This window comes from Streptosporangium subroseum (assembly GCF_900188345.1).
Taxonomy (GTDB): domain Bacteria; phylum Actinomycetota; class Actinomycetes; order Streptosporangiales; family Streptosporangiaceae; genus Streptosporangium; species Streptosporangium subroseum.
This window is the reverse complement of record NZ_FZOD01000041.1, coordinates 1-15950: the sequence shown is the minus strand read 5'-3', so window position 1 is coordinate 15950 and position 15950 is coordinate 1. Positions and strand designations below refer to the sequence as shown.

The window sequence follows — 15950 nt, the reverse complement described above, 5'->3', positions numbered from 1 at the left end:
AGGACGAAGCTACCGCTGGAAGCGCGGGAACGCCGCGCGACCCGCGTAACGGGCGGCGTCGTCGAGGAGTTCCTCGATACGGAGCAGCTGGTTGTACTTGGCCACGCGGTCGGAGCGGGCGGGCGCACCGGTCTTGATCTGGCCGCAGTTGGTGGCCACGGCGAGGTCGGCGATCGTGGTGTCCTCGGTCTCACCGGAACGGTGGCTCATCATGCAGCGGTACCCGTTGCGATGGGCCAGGTCCACCGCGTCGAGGGTCTCGGTCAGGGTGCCGATCTGGTTGACCTTGACCAGCAGCGCGTTGGCGGTGCCCTCGGCGATGCCGCGGGCCAGACGCTCGGGGTTGGTCACGAACAGGTCGTCGCCGACCAGCTGGACCTTGTCGCCGAGTGCCTTGGTGATGGCGTTCCAGCCCTCCCAGTCGCTCTCGTCCAGCGGGTCCTCGATGGAGACCAGCGGGTAGTTCGCGACCAGGTCCTCGTAGAAGGAGATCAGCTCGGCGGAGGACACGCCCTTGCCGTCGATGGTGTAGACGCCGTCCGAGTGGAACTCCGAGGCCGCCACGTCGAGCGCCAGCCCGATGTCCTCGCCGGCCACGTAGCCGGCCCTCTCGATGGCGACCAGGATCAGGTCCAGCGCGTCGCGGTTGGAGGGCAGGCTCGGGGCGAAGCCGCCCTCGTCGCCCAGCCCCGTGGAGTAGCCCTTCTCCTTCAGCACGGCCTTGAGCGTGTGGTAGACCTCGGTCCCCATCCGCACGGCCTCGCGGAACGTCTCGGCCCCGATCGGGGCGATCATGAACTCCTGGATGTCAACGTTGCTGTCGGCGTGCGCGCCACCGTTGAGGATGTTCATCATCGGGACGGGCAGCACGTGCGCGTTCGGCCCGCCGAGGTAACGGAACAGCGGCAGCTCGGCGCTGTCGGCGGCGGCCTTGGCCACCGCCAGGGAGACACCCAGAATGGCGTTGGCGCCCAGCTTGGCCTTGTTCGGCGTACCGTCCAGATCGATCATGACCTGGTCGATGCTGCGCTGCTCGGTGGCGTCGAAGCCGAGGATCTCGTCGGCGATCTCGTCGGTCACACCGAGAACGGCCTTCTCGACCCCCTTGCCGCCGTAGCGCTCATCGCCGTCACGCAACTCGACGGCCTCGAACTGGCCGGTGGACGCACCACTCGGAACCGCGGCACGCCCCTGGCTGCCGTCGTCCAGGAGGATGTCGACCTCGACCGTCGGGTTGCCCCGGGAGTCAAGGATCTCGCGGGCGGTAACGCCCTCGATGGAAGCCACGAAGCGCTCCTAAAGTCGCAGGACAGTTTGCCTCAGAAGCTTACCGAGGCCTACCAACCGGTACGGTGGCCGCCATCGGGGCGGCGAGCGAACTCCCGGTGTCCGGCGGCCCCGAAGACGACGGAGCCGGAGACCGAGCAGCTCCCCGTCAAGACTCCCGGCCGCGGACCCGGTCGCGGTAGACGCGGGCGACGGCGCGCAGCTCGGCCTCCGGGTCGAGGCCGGCCGCGTGCGCCTGCCGTACGAGCTCGAAGAGCCGCGCCCCGAGTCCCTCCGCGGGAAACTCGGAGGGCAGCTCGGCCGGGGCCCCCACGCGCTCGGCACGCCGAAGCAGCTGGGCGGCGAGGGAGAGGGCGGGCTGGCCCATCGGGACGCCGTCCACGACCGAGCCCGAGTCGCCGCCGTTCTTGGCCGCGCGCTCGGCTGCCTTGATGGTCTCCCAGTTGTCGCTGACCTCCTCCGCACCGTCGACCTTGGTCTCGGCGAACACGTGCGGATGACGGCGGACGAGCTTGGAGACGATCGCGTCGGCCACGTCGTCGATGTCGAAGCCGTCGGGGCGCTCATGGGCGACCCGCGCGTGGAAGGCCACCTGGAGGAGCAGGTCGCCCAGCTCCTCCCGCAGGGCGGCGTGATCGCCCTCCTCGATGGTCTCCAGCACCTCGTAGGCCTCTTCGAGGAGGTACGGCGCCAGCGACTCGTGGGTCTGCTCGGCGTCCCACGGGCAGTTCACCCTGAGCCGGTCCATCACCGAGACCAGGTCGAGCAGCCGCGCCCCCGGCAGGTCGTAGGAGCCGGGCACGACCTCGATCACCGGCGGATCGTCGAGCGCCACCGCGGCGTAGCCGATGGAGCGCATCATCGCCTCGTCGGCCTCCAGCCACACGACCGTCCCGGCCTGGGCCTCACGGACCAGCGCGGCCGGGTCCGGCGTCACGACCTCCACCCTCACCCCGGCCTCCGCGAGGTAGGGCAGAAGCGGATGATCGACGGCCCCGGTGCGCACGGGGCCGTCCTCGAGGACCTGCCACGCGTGACGGCTGAGCAGCCCCGGGGCGACCCGGGGCGAGGTGGTGACGACGATCAGCGGCATGTCCCCGACGTTACTGCTGCGGAGGAGCGGCAGGAGGAGCGGCGGGCACCGCGCCGAAGCGGGCGCTCTCGACGAAGAGGTTCGGCTGCTGCTCGCTCCGCTGCTCGTTGATGGTGCCGTAGCGCGGGTTCCAGGTGATCGGCACGGACTGCAGATCCTTGATCACCTGAACCTGGCCCTTCTGGATGGCGGCCTCGTCGGTGCCGCCGCCGTACTTGGCCATGAGCTTGGTGATCAGCAGGCTGGCCCGGGTGAACTCGCGCGTCTTCGAGGGAGCCACCGCCTGCTGGAGCATCTGCTGCTCGTACTGGGCCGCCCCTCCCCCGCCGGAGATCACCTGGTCGATCTCGGCCTCGGTGACCGTGATGCCCTTGCTCTCGGCGACCTTCGCACGCTGCGCGGAGGTGGCGAGCTGGAAGAGCACGACCTGCGGGATGCTGCCCGGGAACTGCAACTGGGAGGCGGAGACGTTGGCCTTGGCCAGCGCGGCCTCGTACTCCCGCACGTTTTTGTCCAGCTCGCCGGCGCTGATCCGATCCTTACCCACGATGGCGGCGGCGCCGGCCTGCGACGGAGAGCAGGCGGTCAGCGCGACACCCGCGGCGGCGACCGCCAAGATGACACGAACTCGAGTCGACTTCACATGCGTTCCCTTCACGACAAACGTCGCTTACTTTACCGGCATGCTCTCGAGGAACATGGCCTCGACCAGATCGCCACACCACTTGAGCAGATCCAGGTCGCGCAGCGGCTGTCCGCCGAGCGGCCTGGTCTTGGGTACCGGCACCAGCAAGGTACCGGCTGCCTGCTTCAGCAGTGCTTTCGGGTACAGTCGTTCGAGTCTGACCTGCTGGGAGTCCCTGAGCGCCACCGGCGCGAACCTGACGTGCTGGCCCTGCAGGGTGACGTCGGTGAGCCCGCCCCTGCGGGCGCGGATCCGGAAGCGGGCGACCTCCAGGAGGTTCTCCACCTCCTGGGGCGGCTTGCCGTACCGGTCGACGAGCTCCTCGCGCACCGCGGCGACATCGACGTCGGAGCCGATCCCGGCGATCCGCCGGTAGGCCTCCAGGCGCAGTCGCTCGGAGGTCACGTACTCGTGCGGGATGTGGGCGTTGATCGGCAGCTCGACCTTGACGTCCGGCCGCTCCTCCTCCTGGTCCTCGCCCGACAGCTTGGCCTTCTGCTCCTGTACGGCCTCCGCCATCATCCGCACGTAGAGGTCGAATCCGACGCCCGCGATGAAGCCCGACTGCTCGGCGCCCAGAATGTTGCCCGCGCCGCGGATCTCCAGGTCCTTCATCGCCACGTACATGCCCGCGCCCATCTCGGTGTGCTGCGAGATGGTGGCCAGACGCTCGTGGGCGGTCTCGGTGAGCGGCTTCTCCGGCGGGTACAGGAAGTAGGCGTAGCCGCGCTCGCGACCTCGGCCGACCCGGCCGCGGAGCTGGTGGAGCTGGGAGAGTCCGTAGTTGTCGGCCCGGTCCACGATCAGGGTGTTGGCGTTGGGCACGTCCAGCCCGGACTCGACGATCGTGGTGCAGACGAGCACGTCGAAGTCGCGCTCCCAGAAGCCCACCATGATCCTCTCAAGCTGGTGCTCCTGCATCTGGCCGTGCGCGACGGCGATCCTGGCCTCGGGCACGAGCTCGTGCAGCATGGCCGCGACCTTGTTGATGCTCGCGACGCGGTTGTGGACGAAGAAGGTCTGGCCGTCGCGCATCAGCTCGCGCCGGATCGCGGCGCCGATCTGCTTCTCGTCGTAGGGGCCGACGAAGGTGAGGATCGGGTGCCGCTCCTCCGGCGGGGTGAGGATCGTGGACATCTCGCGGATGCCGGTGAGGCCCATCTCCAGCGTGCGGGGGATCGGCGTCGCCGACATGGCCAGCACGTCGACCTGCGTCCGCAGGTGCTTCATGGCCTCCTTGTGCTCGACGCCGAACCGCTGCTCCTCGTCGATGATGATCAGGCCGAGCTGCTTGAACCTGATCTCCGGCGAGAACAGCCGGTGCGTGCCGATCACCACGTCCACCGAGCCCTCGGTGAGACCCAGCATGGTCTCCTTGACCTCGCCGTCGGTCTGGAACCGCGACATCGGCCTGACGTTCAGCGGGAACCCGGAGAACCGCTCGGCGAAGGTGGACATGTGCTGCTGGACCAGGAGCGTGGTGGGCACCAGCACGGCCACCTGCTTGCCGTCCTGCACGGCCTTGAACGCCGCCCGCACCGCGATCTCGGTCTTGCCGTAGCCGACGTCGCCGCAGATCAGCCGGTCCATCGGAATCGGGCGCTCCATGTCGCGCTTGACCTCGTCGATGGCCTCCAGCTGGTCGCCGGTCTCGGCGTAGGGGAAGGCGTCCTCCATCTCCCGCTGCCACGGCGTGTCCGGCGCGAACGCGTGCCCCGGCGAGGCCATCCGCGCGGAGTAGAGGCGGATCAGCTCGCCGGCGATCTCCTTGACCGCCTTCTTCGCCTTGGTCTTGGCCTTGGCCCAGTCGCCGCCGCCCATCCGGTTGAGCGTGGGCGACTCGCCGCCGACGTAGCGGGTCACCTCGTCGAGCTGGTCGGTCGGCACGTAGAGCCGGTCGCCCTTGGCGTACTCGATCACGAGGTATTCGCGGGTGGCGCCCTGCACGGTCCGCTGCACCATCTCGACGTAGCGGCCCACGCCGTGCTGCTCGTGCACCACGTGGTCGCCGACCTTGAGCTGGAGCGGGTCGACCATGTTGCGGCGCCGCGACGGCAGCCGCCTCATGTCCTTGGTGGACGCCTTCTGCCCGACCAGGTCGAGGTGGGTCAGCACGGCCAGCTGCGGGGTGACGAAGCCGTGCTCGACCAGGCCGGTGGTGACGTGGACGACCCTGGGCTCCGGAGCCCGGTCGAGGCCGCCCTCCAGCCGCGCGGGCAGGTCCACGCCCTTGAGCAGCTCGACCATCCGCTCCGCGGGGCCGTGGCCCTCGCTGAGCAGGACGACGACCTTGTCGTCGGCCAGCCAGCCCTTGATGTCGGTCAGCGCCCGCTCGGTGTCTCCCCGGTAGGCCTCAGACTCCTGTGCCTCCAGGAGCAGCCCCCCGCCGAGGTCGTCGCCGCCGAACGGCGCGATCGACCACCAGGGCTGGCCGAGCTCGCGCGCGTGGTCGCGGATGTCCTCCAGCGTGCGGAACGCCGCCGCTCCCAGGTCGATCGGGGCCTCTCCCCCGGACGCGGCGTTGATCCAGGACGCCTCCAGGAACTCCTGGCTGGTCCGTACGAGCTCGTCGGCGCGGCTGCGGATGCGCTCCGGGTCGCACACGAACACCGCCGCCTGCCCCGGCAGGTGATCGACCAGCAGGTCCATCTCCCCGGAGAGCACCGGCGCGAACGCCTCCATGCCCTCCATCGGAACGCCCTCGGCCAGCTGCTCCAGGATCTCGGCCAGCGAGGGGTGCTCCTCGGCGAGCTCCCGCGCCCTCTGTCTTACCTCGTCCGTCAGCAGCATCTCCCGGCAGGGAGCGGCGAACAGGCCGTCCTCCGCCACCTCCAGCGACCGCTGGTCGGCGACCTTGAACCAGCGGATCTCCTCGACGGTGTCGCCCCAGAACTCCAGCCGCAGCGGGTGCTCCTCGGTCGGCGGGAAGACGTCCAGCAGACCGCCCCTGACGGCCACCTCACCGCGCTTCTCCACCATGTCGACCCGGTGGTAGCCGTTCTCCACAAGCCTGTGGACGACGCCTTCGAGGTCGATGTCGTCGCCGACGCGCAGCCGTACCGGCTGGAGGTCTCCCAGACCGCGCACGATCGGCTGGAGCAGTGCCCTGATCGGCGCGACGATCACGTGCAGCGGCCCCGCCGAGAGGTCGCCCTCGATCGGGTGGGCCAGCCTGCGCAGTACGGCGAGGCGCTGGCCGACGGTGTCGCTGCGCGGTGACAGGCGCTCGTGCGGCAGCGTCTCCCAGGCGGGGAAGACCGCGACCGCGTTCTCGTCCAGGAGGCTGGTGAGCGCCGAGGCGAGATCCTCGGCCTCGCGCCCGGTGGCGGTCACCGCGAGCACGGTCCGCGCCGTCCCCTTGGCGCCCTCCCTGGCCAGTGCGGCCACGGCGAAGGGACGCAGCGCGGGTGGCGCGATCAGCGCGACGTCGGAGGAGTCGCCCCCGCGCACGTCCTCGAGGACGCCAGCCAGCTTCGATTCCCCAACGACAAGGTCCAGCAGTCCGGAAAGGCTCATCAGATTCGCCCACAGCCCCACGACGGCAACACGACAGGCCCCGGCCGGAAAGGGCACGGGGGTACCGCCCAAGGTTACTTGCACTGGCGCTCTCACCCGTAAGGAGCCGGAAATGCACTACTAATCGTGAGTGATTGACTACTCTCGGTGGCATGTCTGAGGTGAGGTCGGTCGTCGCGCGAGACGACCTGTTAAGTCGGCGCGTCCGGGAGCAGCGGATCGGCCAGTTCGGCCGGCGGCTCGACGTCCTGATCGCCGGGTGCGGCTGGCCCAACGCGCTGGAGCCCGCGCAGTCGGAGACCCGGGTCATCGGGATCGACGAGGACCTGCCGGCGCTGCGGGCGTGCATGTCCGCCCGTAAGGGCCTCGACGCCTGGACGCTGGGCGACCTGCGGTCGGTGCCGATGCCCCCGCGGTCGTTCGACGTCGTCTACGTGTCGTTCCTGCTGGAGCGGATCGAGCATCCCGAGCTGGTGCTCGACCGGATGCTCACCGGCCTGCGGCCGGGCGGGCTGCTGCTGATCCGGATGCGCGACCGGGCGTCGGCCTACGGGACGTGCGACCGGCTGATGCCCTCCGTGCTGCGGCGGCTGCTCTGGCGCAGGTTCGTCCCCGCCGGCACGGTGGGCCCGTTGCCCGCCGTCTACGACCAGGTCGCCTCGCGTGAGGGGATGCACTCCTTCTGCCTGATGCGCGGGCTGATGGTGACGGACGACGTGTTCGCGACCAGCGGGCCGGCGCTGGGCGGGCCTCTCGGTAAGCTGGTCCGTGCCGCCTGCTCGGTGGTGGAGATCCTCTCCAGGGGACGGCGGCCCGCCTCGCACGACGAGATAACCATGGTGATCCGCAAGCCCCAGAATCACTTCGCCCGGTTGATCTGAGAGTCACCCGGTCGATGTGGGACAACTGGAGTAGGTAGAGTGACGAAATTCGACTAAGTCGATCGGGATTGTGGAGCAAATGACGGCGCCTTTCGAGTGGACCCCCGACGCCCGCGAGCTCGCAGATCTGGAGTTGCTGCTCTCCGGCGCCTTCCATCCGCTGAAGGGCTTTCTGAGCTCGGCCGACGCGCACTCGGTGGACGAGCACGGCACGCTGGCCGACGGCACGCCGTGGCCCGCGCCCGTCACGTTCACCCTTCCCGACGACCATCCGGCCGCCCCCGGTGATCAGATCATCCTCCGCGACCCCGAGGGCGCCGCGCTCGCCGCGCTGACCGTCACCGAACGGCAGGACGGTTTTGTCGCCGGCCCGGTGGAGTCCCTGGGCACGCCCGAGCACGGGCCGTTCGCCCGGCTCCGCCGCAGCCCGGCCGAGATCCGCAAGGAGCTGGGCGAGCAGGACGTCCTGGCGGTCACCATGCGCGGCCCGCTGGACAACCTGGACGAGATCACCGCGATCGCCGAGGAGCTGGAGGCGACGATCCTGCTGCTCCCCCTGGCGTTCGGCGAGGGAGGGCCCGCCGTGGTCCGGGCCGCGCTCAAGGCCCGTGACCGGCTGCCCGAGGGCACGCTCGTGGCGGCGGTGCCGCTGGCGCCCCGGGAGGAGCCCTCCATCGACCTGGAGCTGCGCGAGCACGTGGCCGAGGCCTACGGCGCGACCGAGCACCTGGCCGGGCCCGAGCCCATCACGCTTCCCGGGCCTCCGCACCGGCGAGGGCTGGTGGTCTTCTTCACCGGGCTGTCCGGCTCCGGCAAGTCCACCGTCGCCCGGGGGCTGCGTGACGCGCTGCTGGAGCGCGGGAGCCGTACGGTGACCCATCTCGACGGCGACGTGGTCCGCCACCTGCTGTCGGCGGGGCTGACCTTCTCCAAGGAAGATCGCGACCTCAACATCCGCCGGATCGGATTCGTCGCCGCCGAGGCCGCCAGGCACGGCGGGCTGGCGATCTGCGCGCCCATCGCCCCCTACGCCGCCACCCGGGACGAGGTCCGCACGATGGTCGAGGGCGTCGGCGCCGACTTCCTGCTGGTCCACGTGTCCACACCGCTGGAGGAGTGCGAGCGCCGCGACCGCAAGGGCCTCTACGCCAAGGCCCGCGCCGGGCTGATCCCCGGGTTCACCGGGATCTCCGATCCGTACGAGGAGCCGGAGGACGCCGACCTGGAGATCGACACCACCGGCATCAGCGTGGAACAGGCGGTCCACCAGGTGCTGGATCCGCTGATCCAGGGCGGCTGGATCCGTTGAGCGGGCGTCTCCCGGACGATCGTCTCTGCCGGGCGAACGGGGAGCGCTGAAGGCCGATGGGCATCGACATCCCTCTCGCCGTCGGGTCGTTCCCGGTGGCGATCATCATCGGGCTCGGGATCGCTGATCATCGTGGCGCTGCTCATGCTCTACCCGGCGCTGAAGGCCAACCAGCTCGTCGGGACCGACCTGGTCCAGGCCGTCCCGCTGGTCGCCTCGGCCGCCCTCGGTCACCTGCTGTTCGGCGACTTCAAGCTCGACGTCACCGTTTCGCTGCTGATCGGCTCGATTCCCGGCGTCTATCTGGGAGCGCGCATCTCCTCCCGGGCACCCGGCGGGATCATCCGGGCGCTGCTCGCGGTGGTGCTGCTGGCCTCGGCGCTCAAGCTCCTCGAGGTGAGCAACACCGCCACGCTCTGGATCCTGGGCGCCGCGGTGGCCGCCGGAGTCGCCGGGTGGTCACTTCTGCGGAACCGCGGCGGCGCGGAGGTAGGGATCGTCGGCGAGGTCACCGAAGGCTCTGAGCCCGCCGGGGGTGGTGTCGAAACGGGTGTCCCCTCGGGGGGCGTGCGGTGAGTCGAAGTAGACCAGCGCCTTGATCTGCGGGTAGTCCCGTATCTCCTGGCGCACCGACGTGAAGAACGACTCCTTGAACCGGGGCTGGTCGTAGCGCTCGAACACACCCCACTCGGCGACCATGACGGGCTTGCCGGGGAAACGCGCCTGCATCCAGCGGTAGAACCCGGGCCATTCGTCGAACCCCTCACGGGCCTTGTTGACCAGCCCGTCGAAGGACTGGACCTTGTCGTCGACATAGGGGTCCATGCCCACCCAGTCGACCACGTCGTCGCCGGGGTAGAGCTTCTCGAACCAGGGTTTGGCCGCCCAGTTGGGCGCGCCCATGTAGGTCATCACCGTGACCGCGTTGTCCACGCCCTTCTGGCGCAGGCGCAGCACCACGTGCCGGAACATCGCCGCGTAGTCGTCGGCGGTCATTCCCGAGGCGGGCCGCTCCCGCACGTCGTTCTCAGGTTCGTGATGAACGGTCAGGAAGAACCTCTGGGGGAAGTTCTTCCTGATGTGGCCGGCCAGCCGGTCGATCCGCTCGTCCAGCGCGCCCCGGGCGATCTCCGCCCAGGTGTGGTCGAAGGACGGCTTCCAGTTGATCAGCAGGAGCCTGTTGCCGACCTGGTCACGGGCGATCGCCCGCTCCTCGGCGGTCGGGAAGAGATCCTGCTCCCGGTGGTAGACGTGGACGATGTCGGCCGGGCGGCCCATGCGCTTCTCCGCGCGCTTCAGCGCCTGCCCGGGACGCCTCCCGGTGAAGACCTCGGGCGCGACTCCCCACCAGGCTCCGCACGAGGGGATGAGCTTGGCGGTGACCTCGCAGGCGGACGCCGTCGGATAGGTGCCCGGCAGGCCACCGATCTCGGCCGGGGCGGGTGCCGACGGCTGCCCCGGCACCCATGGACTCACCGATGTCTCCACCCCTGCCGAAACGGCCGGCTTCTCCGAGACGCCCGAGGCCCCGCTGCACCCGCTCAGTCCCGCCCCGCCCAGTGCGAGCGCGCCCAGTCCCAATGCCAGGACGAATCGCGATCCGCCGATTCCGGCTCCCCGCGAAATAAGTCTTAAATCGGTATTTGTCCGATACAACGGTTCCTCGCAGATGTTCAACGTGCACATTTTCCGGCTCTCCGGGACCACACCCTCCCACCCCCAGGACGTGCGATGTCGCAGACTTTGCCGGTCCGTTCCCGAGCCCCATGGCAATAGGTGGGAAATATCGTATAAACGATATTTATCTTGCTGTGATTGGCGAGATCACCACGAAGAAAATCTTGCATATCGGGCCGGGAAAATGGAAATCCAACCTATAGTTCTGAGGATTAGTTCGTAGGTTCCGACACCGATTCCGCCCGAGAGGGACCCCTGCGCATGAGCCCTTCGCCGGACGCCCTCGTTCACCGCTCCGGCGGAGATCTGGCGGACTACGCGTCCCTTCTCCGCCGTCGATGGCCGATCTTTCTGGTTCTTCTCGCGGCCGGAGTCGGCGGCGGCGTGGTCTCCCTGTTGGCCGCACCCTCCGCCTACACCGCGTTCGCCCAGGTCCTGGTCGTCGCGACGGGCCCGCAGGAGCAGACCAACCAGGTCACCAGCCGACAACGGGAGTCACTCAACCTCGACACCGAGGCCCAGATCGTCCAGTCCGCGGTGGTCGCCAAAAAAGCCGAGAAGGTCCTCAAGAGCATTCCCGGGCCCGTCGAGGTCTCCGTTCCCCCCAACACCTCGGTCCTGCAGATCTCCTACACCGCCGGTGATCCGGCAGCCGCGGCCGCCGGAGCGAACGCCTATGCCCGCGCCTACCTGGCCTACCGGAGTGAGTCCTTCACCGGCGCCCTGACCGCCCAGCTCAAGGTGCTCCTCATCAAGTTGAAGCAGGTCAACGCGAGTCTGGCCAAGGTGGCCGCCACGCTGCCGGGGCTGGCGAAGGGCACGGCGGAGCGGACCGTCGCCCTGCAGCAGCAGAACGTCCTGAGCCGCCAGAGCTACACCCTCACCGCCAAATACGACGCGTTCAAGACCGTCGCCGTCATTCCCGGATCGGTGATCAGCGGCGCGGTGGCACCCACCGAACCCAGCGCACCCAGCCCTCCCCTCCACCTCGGCGGCGGCCTCATGGCCGGGCTGCTCTCCGGGGTCGGCGCCGCGTGGCTCCGCGACCGCCTCGGCACCAGGCTTCGCAGGAAACCCCGTATCAGGCGACCGACCGGCACCGGCACCGCCGGTGACCCGGAGCCGGACGGGCCGGCGGGCGCGGCCACCATGCCCGGGGCGTCCTCACGCGAGGTGACGCGTGCCGCGCGCAGCCTGTACGAGCACGAAACCCCGGTGCTCGGCACCCTGATCACCGGTCGAAGCAAGGTCCCCACCGCCCCTCCCCACCCGGAACGGGACCTCATCCCGGCTCCCTCTCCCCACCCGGAGCGAGACAGAATCCCGGTCGCTCCTCCCCAACCGAATCGGGACAGGCGCCCGGCTGTCCCTCCCCACCCGGAGCAGGACAGGCTCCCGGTCGCTCCTCCCCATCCGAAGCGGGACAGAATCCCGGCCTCCGCCCCCTACCTGGAACGCGACAGCATGCCGGCCTCCTCTCCCTATCCGGAAGGGGACATGCTTCAGGTCACCCCTCCCCATGTAGAGCAAGCCCTTGGAGAGCAAGACAGGCTCCAGGTCGCCCCTCCCCACCCGGAGGCCGCCGAAGCGGCCCATGGAGCCGAGCCGCCCACCGGTCCGAAGGGCCGCAGCCGATCCGCGCCCGGCTCCCGCAGGGCGATTCCTCCGCAGGCACCGCCGTCGGCGGCCTCGCGGACGACTCCCCGGCCGTGACGGGCCCGCACCGGGCGGCCTGGCCGATCGCCGCGCTGCTGGTGGCGTATCCGCTGTGGTGGGCGCTGGGTTTCGGCGGCCTGGCGGTGATCGCGCTGGCCCCGTGGATGGCGCTGATCCTCCTGCGAAGACGACCGATCAGGGCGCCACGGGGGTTCGGGCTCTGGCTGCTGCTCCTGGCGGGATATGTGATCAGCGCACTCATGCTCGACGAGATGCCGCCGGACACCTACGGCGAGTTCTCCGCCGGACGGATGCTCGGCTACCTCATGCGCCTGGCCCTCTACGTCTCATTGATGATCATGGTGCTCTACCTGGGCAACCTGACAGAAAGCGAGCTGCCGCAGCTCATGCTGGTGCGCATGCTCGGCGCGATGTTCGTCGCGACCGTCGCCGGTGGCCTGCTGGGCGTGTTCGCGCCGCGTGTCGAGTTCACCTCGCCGATCGAGTGGATCCTGCCCGAGTGGATCAGCGGCAACTCCTTCGTCCGGAACCTGATCCACCCCACCGCGGCCCAGATACAGAAGGTCCTCGGCCACGCCTCCCCCCGCCCGGAGGCGCCGTTCGAGTGGGCCAACGCCTGGGGAAGCAACGTCTCGGTGCTGCTCATCTGGTTCGTGGTCGGCTGGTGGGTGTACGGCGGGCGGCGCAGGCGTCTGGCCGCGGTCCCGCTGGTCGTTCTGGCCGCCATCCCGATCGTCTACTCGCTCAACCGCGGCCTCTGGATCGGCCTGGGCATCGCATGTGCCTACCTGTTCCTTCGCCTGGGCGCGCGGGCCCGCATCGCGGTCGGCTCCGCCGTCGCCGCCGGGGCGCTGATGTTCTTCCTCAGTCCCCTTCAGACGATGGTGGCCCAACGGCTGGACAGCCCGCACAGCAACGACATCCGCGCCTTCACCGTGTCGGCGACCATCGCCGCCGCCGGCACCTCGCCGCTCATCGGCTACGGCAACACCCGCAACGCGATGGGCAGCCACCAGACGATCACCACCGGCAAGACCGGCTGGTGCCCCACCTGCGGCCATCCGCCTCTGGGCAGCGACGGCCAGCTCTGGCACCTGATGATCACCCAGGGATTCGCCGGGGCCGCCCTCTACGTGGCGTTCTTCGCCGGGGCCATCCGCCGCCACTGGCCCGACCGGAGCCCGATCGGCATGGCCGGGGTCCTGGTGATGATCCTCACCCTTCTCTACATGTTCGTCTACGACGGGCTGGTCACGCCGCTCAGCCTGTATCTCATCTCATTCGCACTGCTCTGGAGGAACTCGATGACGAGCAGGGAGGAACCGGCTCACGGACCCCGCGATGCGGTATCCGCCACGCGACACGGGTGGGAGGAGATCCAGGTGCCGGATCGTTCCCCGCTCCCCTCTTCACCTGAGCGACGGATCCACGGCCGGGGAGAGGGATGAACGACGCCCGCATCCGTCTGCGCTATCTCGACCAGACGATCAACCTGCTGTTCCCCGGTCCCGGCGAGGCCCGGCCCTACACCCTGCTTCCCCATCGCCGGCTCCCCCGCAGGCTGGTTCCCCGCACGTGGTGGCATCTCGGTGGAAAGGTCATGATCCCCTCGGGGGAGGGCTGCATCGAGACCTACCTGCGCGAGGTGCTCGGCACCCCCGTCCGCGTCGTGTTGCACGTCCGCCCGGCCAGGCGGGCCAACCGCAAGCCGCTCCTGGAGGTCCACGCCCCCGACGGGCTGGTCGCCTTCGTGAAGATCGGCGACACCGACCGTGCCCGCGAGCTCATCGCGAACGAGGCGCGGACACTCGACCTGCTCGCCGGCATGCCGCTGAAAACCGTCGTCCCGCCGGCCGTGCTGCACTACGGGTCCTGGCGCGGCCTGTCCGTGCTCGCGCTGGCTCCGCTTCCCGTACGGCGGGGTCCGATCCCCGAGAGTCTGCTCGTCGACGCGATCGCCGAGATCGCCCGCATTCCGGCCTCCCGGTCCCCAGGCCTCCGACCCCCTAGTGTCCTCCCGGCCTCCCGGTCTCCAGGCCTCCGACCCCCTAGTGTCCTCCCGGCCTCCCGGTCTCCAGGCCTCCGACCCCCTAGTGTCCAGTCCTCCGGCCCTCAGTGCCCAGGGCTCCAACCTCCCAGCCCACAGGCTCACGACCACCGGCCCCCCAACCCCGAACCCACGGAGTCCCGGCCTCCCCTGCCCCCCGGCCCCCAGCACGCGGGTTCCCCGTCGCGTGGCCGCCTGTTCGCCTGGCACGGGGACTTCTCGCCGTGGAACATCGCGCGAGGGGCCGACGAGCGGCTGCTGGTATGGGACTGGGAGCGGTTCGGCACCGGGGTGCCGCTCGGCTTCGACGCCGTCCACCACTTCTTCCATCGTGCCCTGCGCCGTACGGATCCGGCCGCCGCGGCCATGGCCTGCCTGGCGCAGGCCCTGCCGACCCTCGCCCCGTTCGGCCTGTCTGCCGCGGAAGCCCGGCTGACCGCGATCCGTTACCTGATCACTCTCGCGGACCGGCACGCGGCCGACGGCCACGAGCCCCTCGGCCCGCCCGCCCGCTGGCTCAATCCCGTCGTCGACCATCAGGAGGTTCTGGTGTGATGCCCGCATTGAAGTGTTCCGTCCACACCATGTCGCGAGCCGCCGGGCGCCTCACCGCCGGGAGCAGGGTCCTGCCCTCCTTCCTCATCATCGGAGCGCAGCGTTGCGGCACCACCTCCCTCTACCGGGCTCTGTCGCAGCACCCGCTGTTGCTCAAGCCCGTGCTCCACAAGGGCGTGCATTACTTCGACATGGCCTATGACCAGGGCCTGTCCTGGTATCGAGCGCACTTCCCGCTGCGGCCGCGAGCCTCCCGGCTGGCATACAGGTACGGCTACCGCCCCCACGCGTTCGAGTCCTCGCCCTACTATCTGTTCCACCCGCTGGCCGGTGCCCGGATCGCCTGGGACCTGCCCGGTGTGAAGCTGATCGTGCTGACTCGCGACCCGGTCGAGCGCGCCTTCTCAGCCCACGCGCACGAGCTGGCCAGGGGTTTCGAGACCGAGACCTCCTTCGCCAGAGCCGTGGAGCTGGAGGAGGAGCGGCTGGCCGGGGCCGAGGACGACCTGCGCGCCTTCCCGCACTCGACGAATCACGCCCACCGGCACCTCGCCTACCTCGCCAGGGGCCGCTACGCCGAGCAGCTCGCCCGGCTCGAACCGCTGGTCGGCCGCGAACGGCTGCTCGTCCTGGACAGCGGGCGGTTCTTCTCCGAGCCGGAGGTCGTCTACGACCGGGTGCTGGCGTTCCTCGGGTTGCCGCACATCGGCGACCCGGTGTTCGAGCCGCACAACGTCCGGTCCCGGCCCGCGCCGATGCCCGCCTCGCTCCGCCGCGAGCTGACCGATCGTTTCGAGGGCCAGGACTCCCTTCTGAGCTCATGGCTCGGCGCGGTGCCGTCTTGGCGGCGCTGATCTCCGCAGGCCTGTCCGGCCTGTCCAGATTGAACGGGTCGGCACGGGACGGGCTGTCCAGACTGAACGGGACGGCGCGAGGCGGGCTGACCAGACTGAACGGGACGGCGCGAGGCGGGCTGACCAGACTGAACGGGACGGCGCGAGGCGGGCTGACCAGACTGAACGGGACGGCGCGGAGCGGGCTGGCCGGCCTGGCCGGGGCGGCGGTCGGTGCCGTCGCGCAGTTCCTGATGGTCGTGCTGGTCACCCGGGAAGCGGGCCAGGAGACGGCGGGCGCCTTTTTCGCCGCGACCGCCCTGTGCATGATGGTCGCCTCGATCCTCCGGATGGACGCCGGCAACGGGCTGATCTACTTCATCGTCCGGT

12 protein-coding genes and 1 pseudogene are annotated in these 15950 nt (G+C 69.8%); 8 read left to right on the top strand and 5 right to left on the bottom strand.

What is annotated here, in order from left to right; all coding sequences use genetic code 11:
• Positions 1-9 precede the first annotated feature (9 nt).
• The 4 genes from eno to mfd form a co-directional block, all read right to left on the bottom strand.
• Positions 10-1287, bottom strand: coding sequence for a phosphopyruvate hydratase (eno, locus tag CHC08_RS31235; RefSeq protein ID WP_089210972.1), 1278 nt, complete (start codon positions 1285-1287; stop codon positions 10-12).
• 148 nt (positions 1288-1435) lie between these two features.
• Positions 1436-2380: a nucleoside triphosphate pyrophosphohydrolase gene (locus tag CHC08_RS31230; protein WP_089210971.1), complete on the bottom strand. Its 945-nt coding sequence runs from the start codon at positions 2378-2380 to the stop codon at positions 1436-1438.
• A 10-nt stretch (positions 2381-2390) separates the two neighbouring features.
• Positions 2391-3023, bottom strand: coding sequence for a SurA N-terminal domain-containing protein (locus tag CHC08_RS31225; RefSeq protein WP_179282314.1), 633 nt, complete (start codon positions 3021-3023; stop codon positions 2391-2393).
• A gap of 27 nt (positions 3024-3050) precedes the next feature.
• Positions 3051-6581: a transcription-repair coupling factor gene (mfd, locus tag CHC08_RS31220; protein ID WP_089210969.1), complete on the bottom strand. Its 3531-nt coding sequence runs from the start codon at positions 6579-6581 to the stop codon at positions 3051-3053.
• 152 nt (positions 6582-6733) lie between these two features.
• On the opposite strand from mfd, the gene CHC08_RS31215 reads away from it, so the two are divergent.
• From CHC08_RS31215 to CHC08_RS31205, 3 genes are all read left to right on the top strand, one after another.
• Positions 6734-7462 (top strand): class I SAM-dependent methyltransferase, encoded by a 729-nt coding sequence (locus tag CHC08_RS31215; protein ID WP_089210968.1) that lies wholly within the window; start codon positions 6734-6736, stop codon positions 7460-7462.
• Between the two features lie 79 nt (positions 7463-7541).
• Positions 7542-8771, top strand: coding sequence for an adenylyl-sulfate kinase (gene cysC, locus CHC08_RS31210; protein ID WP_089210967.1), 1230 nt, complete (start codon positions 7542-7544; stop codon positions 8769-8771).
• A 132-nt stretch (positions 8772-8903) separates the two neighbouring features.
• The gene (locus CHC08_RS31205; protein ID WP_245878673.1) at positions 8904-9347 is read left to right on the top strand and encodes a TSUP family transporter; all 444 of its coding nucleotides are present in this window, start codon (positions 8904-8906) and stop codon (positions 9345-9347) included.
• Here the strand turns inward: CHC08_RS31205 and CHC08_RS48620 are convergent.
• Positions 9231-10247 carry a glycoside hydrolase family 26 protein gene (locus tag CHC08_RS48620; protein ID WP_245878672.1) on the bottom strand — a complete coding sequence of 339 codons (1017 nt, stop codon included), beginning with the start codon at positions 10245-10247 and terminating at the stop codon, positions 9231-9233. The genes CHC08_RS31205 and CHC08_RS48620 overlap by 117 nt on opposite strands.
• A gap of 462 nt (positions 10248-10709) precedes the next feature.
• Here CHC08_RS48620 and CHC08_RS31200 point away from each other — a divergent pair, with 462 nt between their 5' ends.
• The 5 genes and pseudogenes from CHC08_RS31200 to CHC08_RS31175 all read left to right on the top strand — a co-directional run.
• Positions 10710-12161 (top strand): Wzz/FepE/Etk N-terminal domain-containing protein, encoded by a 1452-nt coding sequence (locus tag CHC08_RS31200; protein WP_089210966.1) that lies wholly within the window; start codon positions 10710-10712, stop codon positions 12159-12161.
• The gene (locus tag CHC08_RS31195) at positions 12158-13573 is read left to right on the top strand and encodes an O-antigen ligase family protein (protein ID WP_245878671.1); all 1416 of its coding nucleotides are present in this window, start codon (positions 12158-12160) and stop codon (positions 13571-13573) included. Before CHC08_RS31200 ends, CHC08_RS31195 begins: the two co-directional genes overlap by 4 nt.
• Positions 13570-14727: a phosphotransferase gene (locus tag CHC08_RS49880; protein ID WP_179282313.1), complete on the top strand. Its 1158-nt coding sequence runs from the start codon at positions 13570-13572 to the stop codon at positions 14725-14727. The genes CHC08_RS31195 and CHC08_RS49880 overlap by 4 nt, the downstream gene beginning before the upstream one ends.
• The gene (locus tag CHC08_RS31180; protein WP_089210965.1) at positions 14727-15581 is read left to right on the top strand and encodes a sulfotransferase domain-containing protein; all 855 of its coding nucleotides are present in this window, start codon (positions 14727-14729) and stop codon (positions 15579-15581) included. The genes CHC08_RS49880 and CHC08_RS31180 overlap by 1 nt, the downstream gene beginning before the upstream one ends.
• Positions 15569-15950: pseudogene (locus tag CHC08_RS31175) on the top strand (hypothetical protein); the annotation flags it as partial. The gene CHC08_RS31180 and the pseudogene CHC08_RS31175, both read left to right, overlap by 13 nt.

Bases quoted from the DNA above. Each gene is read 5' to 3' on its own strand.
- CHC08_RS31200 (WP_089210966.1), top strand. From the start codon at position 10,710: ATGAGCCCTTCGCCGGACGCCCTCGTTCACCGCTCCGGCGGAGATCTG.
- cysC (WP_089210967.1), top strand. From the start codon at position 7,542: ATGACGGCGCCTTTCGAGTGGACCCCCGACGCCCGCGAGCTCGCAGAT.
- mfd (WP_089210969.1), bottom strand. From the start codon at position 6,581: ATGAGCCTTTCCGGACTGCTGGACCTTGTCGTTGGGGAATCGAAGCTG.
- CHC08_RS31230 (WP_089210971.1), bottom strand. From the start codon at position 2,380: ATGCCGCTGATCGTCGTCACCACCTCGCCCCGGGTCGCCCCGGGGCTG.
- CHC08_RS31180 (WP_089210965.1), top strand. From the start codon at position 14,727: ATGCCCGCATTGAAGTGTTCCGTCCACACCATGTCGCGAGCCGCCGGG.
- CHC08_RS31215 (WP_089210968.1), top strand. From the start codon at position 6,734: ATGTCTGAGGTGAGGTCGGTCGTCGCGCGAGACGACCTGTTAAGTCGG.
- CHC08_RS49880 (WP_179282313.1), top strand. From the start codon at position 13,570: ATGAACGACGCCCGCATCCGTCTGCGCTATCTCGACCAGACGATCAAC.